This window comes from Streptomyces inhibens (assembly GCF_003389455.1).
GTDB lineage: Bacteria > Actinomycetota > Actinomycetes > Streptomycetales > Streptomycetaceae > Streptomyces > Streptomyces inhibens.
This window is the reverse complement of record NZ_QUAC01000119.1, coordinates 1-3,981: the sequence shown is the minus strand read 5'-3', so window position 1 is coordinate 3,981 and position 3,981 is coordinate 1. Positions and strand designations below refer to the sequence as shown.

3 protein-coding genes are annotated in these 3,981 nt (G+C 73.9%); 2 read left to right on the top strand and 1 reads right to left on the bottom strand.

The features are described 5' to 3' along the window. Window positions 1–83: 83 nt before the first annotated feature. Window positions 84–1,166, bottom strand: coding sequence for a glycoside hydrolase family 16 protein (locus DY245_RS15120; RefSeq protein ID WP_128507571.1), 1,083 nt, complete (start codon window positions 1,164–1,166; stop codon window positions 84–86). Between the two features lie 138 nt (window positions 1,167–1,304). On the opposite strand from DY245_RS15120, the gene DY245_RS15115 reads away from it, so the two are divergent. Together DY245_RS15115 and DY245_RS15110 are read left to right on the top strand one after the other, a co-directional pair. Then, entirely contained in the window at window positions 1,305–2,486 is a 1,182-nt protein-coding gene (locus DY245_RS15115; RefSeq protein WP_244943055.1) for a LacI family DNA-binding transcriptional regulator, read from the top strand. Window positions 2,487–2,728: 242 nt separating this feature from the next. Continuing rightward, window positions 2,729–3,981: PucR family transcriptional regulator ligand-binding domain-containing protein (locus tag DY245_RS15110; RefSeq protein WP_128507569.1), on the top strand; the 1,253-nt coding region annotated here is incomplete at its 3' end.

Sequence of the window (3,981 nt, the reverse complement as noted above, 5' to 3'; positions counted from 1 at the left end):
GCCGGTCGCACGGCCGGCGAGGAGGATTCCGGAGGCGGTGGCGGCGCCGGCGGCGAGGCCGCCGAGCAGACTGCGGCGAGTAATCATGAGCTGGCTCCTTGCGGGGCGGGGCGCCGGTCGGTGGGGGTGGCCCGGCCCGTACGGGCCTTCGCGGGCTGCTGAACGGCGACCGCGACATGGTCGACGAGGAGCGAGCCGCCGGGCCGGGTGGCGTCGGTGGGGGTGGCGAAGCCCGCTGCGCCGTCGGGGAACGCCCCGCCCATGGCGAGGTTGAGCAGCAGGAAGTGGCCGTGGTGGGTGGCCTTCGCCCAGCTGTCGGCGTCCATCTCGGAGGCACCCACGGTGTGGAACTTCTGGCCGTCGACATACCAACTCAGCGATTCCGCGGCGCTGTTGGTGCGGTCCAGCTCCAGCGCGTAGGTGTGGAATCCGGCCTGGCAGGCGCTGCCCGGGCACTCGCGGGAATTGCCCTTGCCCTGGGTCTCGTTGCACGGCCCGCCAGGGTTGACGCCGCAGTGCAGCACGCCCCAGACCTTGTTGATGCCGTTGACGTTCTCCATGATGTCGAACTCGCCGATGCCCGGCCAGTTCCAGTAGGTGCCGCGGTACTCGGCGCCCAGCGTCCAGAACGCCGGCCAGTAGCCGAGCGCGCCGGCGCCGGAGACATCGGGCATCCGGATGCTCGCCTCGATACGGAGCTTGCCGCCGGCCGGGGCGGCGAAGTCGGTGCGCCGGGATTCGACGCGGGCCGAGGTCCAGGTGGCGCCGTCCTTCTGTGCGGTGATCTTGAGATGGCCCGCGCCGTCGAGCTGGAGGTTCTCGGGGCGGTCGGTGTAGGTCTGGCGCTCGCCGGTGCCCCAGTTGGCGGGGCCTCCGGGGTAGCCGGTTCCGGTGTCGGTGATCCAGTCGTCGGCGGAGGGGCGCGATCCGGCGGCGCCGTCGAAGTCCGTACGCCAGACTTCCTGGAAGGCGGTGGGGGCGACTTGGGTGGCTGCGGTGGCTCTGGTGACTGTGGTGGCTCCGGTGGCCTTCGCGGCGGGGGCCGAAGGGGCCGCTTCCTCCGCGGAGGCCGTGGGGAGGGTGAGGGCACAGGTGAGGGCGAGTGCGGCGCTCGCGGCACGGAGCACCGCTCTCGCCCGGCTTCCCGCCCGAATTCTCATGCTCATGACATTCTCTCCTCGGCACAGTGGGGGTATGAGGAGTTCCGTGGGGGGATCCGATATGAGAGCGCTCTCATATCTGCGTAGGGAACCCTGCCGACTCGACGGCACACCGTCAAGTCACCGTATGGAAAAAGGAGTTCGATGGTGTCTGAGCCGAACGGTGCGCGGCCGACCCTGGAGGCGGTCGCGGCGCTCGCCGGGGTCTCCCGCGCAACGGTGTCCCGCGTGGTCAACGGCGGTGCGGGCGTACGGGCCGTGGTCCAGGAGCGGGTCCAGCAGGCGGTGCGCGAGCTGGGTTACGTACCGAACAGCGCGGCCCGCACCCTGGTCACCCGCCGCACCGGAGCGGTCGCGGTGGTCATCGCGGAGCCGGAGACCCGGGTCTTCAGCGATCCGTTCTTCGGCCGTCAACTGCGCGGTATCAGCCGCGAACTGGCCGCCGCCGACACCCAGCTCCTGCTGATGTTCGTCGAGCACCGCGCCGACTACGACCGCATCGGCCGCTATCTGTCGGCCGGCCATGTCGACGGCGCGCTGATGTTCTCGCTGCACCGCGACGACCCGCTGCCGGCCATGGCAGAGCGCGCCGGGCTGCCCACCGTCTACGGCGGCCGGCCCGGCTGGGCGGGCGCCGACCGCGCACCCCGCCCGCTGTACGTCGATACCGACAACCGCGACGGTGCACGTCAGGCCGTACGCCATCTCCTGGACCGCGGCCGCCGCCGGATCGCCGTGATCACCGGCCCGCTCGACCAGACCTCCGCGGTGGACCGGCTCGACGGCTATCGCGATGCGCTGGGCACGCCGGAGCCGGATCCGCGGCTGATCGCGGACGGCGGGTTCACGGCGCACGGCGGCGAGCGCGCCATGGCCGAACTCCTCGACGCCGCACCGGATCTGGACGCCGTCTTCGCCTGCTCCGACCTGATGGCGAGCGGCGCACTGCGTACGCTGCGGGCCCGCGGGCGGCGGGTCCCGCACGATGTGGCGGTGGTCGGCTACGACGACCTGGAACCGGCGGCCTGGGCGGATCCGCCGCTGACCACGGTGCGGCAGGACGTGGAGGAGATGGGGCGGCTGATGGCCCGGTTGCTGCTGCGACTGTTGGATCCGCGGAAGGATCTGCGGAAGGGGGCGGGGGCGGATGGTGCCAGGGGGACGAGCCGCGCTGACGCGGACAGCGGTGACACGGACAGCGGTGATACGGACAGCGCTGCTGCGGCGGATGCGGTGGGTGCGGCGGAGGCGGCGGAGGCGGCGGAGGCGGCGGAGCTTGCGCCGGTGATCACGAGGGCGCGGTTGGTGGTGCGGGAGTCGGCTTGAGGGGGTGGGGTGCGTGGTGGGGTGGGGCCGGGGGCTCCGCGGCTCCGGGGCCAGCGGCTCCGGGCCCCCGCAGGTCTGGGCCCCCGCAGGTCCGGGCCCCGCAGGTCCGGGGCTCCACGGCTCCCGGGCTCCGCGACTCCGGGCCCCCGCGGCTCCGAGCCCCCACCACCCCGTCCCCACCCCTCCGGACAGCGGACTACGAGTACCGCTCGCCCACCCCACTACAGGTACCGTTCGTCGCCATGGGGCCGGAAGCAAAGATCGAAGCCGAGATCACGGTACGCAGGGCGCTGGAGCTGCCCGCGCTGCGGCGCGGGCTGCCGGAGGTGCTGGCCGGCGGGGACCGGCTGGACCGCCCGGTGCGCTGGGTGCACGCGGGCGAGGTCCCGCATATCGCCTCACTGCTCAAGGGCGGCGAGCTGCTGCTGACCACCGGCCTCGGGCTGGGTTCCCGGCCCTCCGAGCAGCGCGCCTTCATCCGTAAGCTCGCGGACCGCGAGATCGCCGCTCTCGTCGTGGAGCTGGGCTCTCGTTTCGAATCACTGCCCTCGGCGCTGGTCGATGCCGCACGGGACTGCGGACTGCCGCTGATCCAGCTGCACCGCGAGGTCCCGTACGTCACCGTCACCGAAGCGATCCACACCGAGATCATCAACAGCCACTACGCGCTGCTGCGCCGCGCCGACGAGATCCTGCGGCGCTGTACGGACGTGCTGCTGCGCGGCGGTGGCGCACCCGAGGTACTGCGGCTGCTGGCCGTCTTCACCGGCAATCCGCTCTGTCTGGAGGCCCCCGACGGCAGTCCGCTGTACGCGGCGGGGCCGGACGGCGGCGACGACGGCCCCGCGGACGCCGACCCGCTGCTGGCCTGGGAGGGCCTGCGCGACACCGGCGTACGCATCGACGTCCCCGGCGGCGGCCACGGTCCCGACGCCGTCCGCGCCCGTCTGGTCCTGCTGCCCGTCAACGCCCCGGTGGCGCCGGTGCACCGGATCGCCGCCGAGCGCGCCGCCGATCTGCTCGCCGTCGTCATGCTCCAGTCCCGCCAGGAGGAGGTGCTCGCCGCCCGGGGCCGCGGCGACTTCCTCGCCGATCTGGCGGAGGGCCGGATCTCCGCGGCCGAGGCACCGGCACAGGCCCGGCTGCTGGGCTTCCGCCCCGGCGCCGAACCCGTGCTCCCGGTGGTCATGCGACTGCCCGCCGGCCTCCCCTCCCCCGGCGGCTGGGCCCTGCTCGCCCAGGCCCTGCGCGAGGAGCTCGCCGCCCCCGGGGTGCCCGTACTCCTCGGCGTACGCCCCGTGGAGGGCCGGGTTCCGATGCTGGTGGCGCTGCGCGCGGGCCAGGACCGCGATGCGCTCGCCGACCGGATCGCCGAGGCGCTGCGCGCCGGGGTCGTCCGCGCGGGCCTGGACCGGCCCACGGCGCACCGCCCGGTGGTCGTCGTCGGCACGGCGGGCGACTGGGCGGCGGCGGGCCCCGGCCTGCGGCACGCGGC

Bases quoted from the DNA above. Each gene is read 5' to 3' on its own strand.
- DY245_RS15120 (WP_128507571.1), bottom strand. From the start codon at position 1,166: ATGAGCATGAGAATTCGGGCGGGAAGCCGGGCGAGAGCGGTGCTCCGT.
- DY245_RS15115 (WP_244943055.1), top strand. From the start codon at position 1,305: ATGGTGTCTGAGCCGAACGGTGCGCGGCCGACCCTGGAGGCGGTCGCG.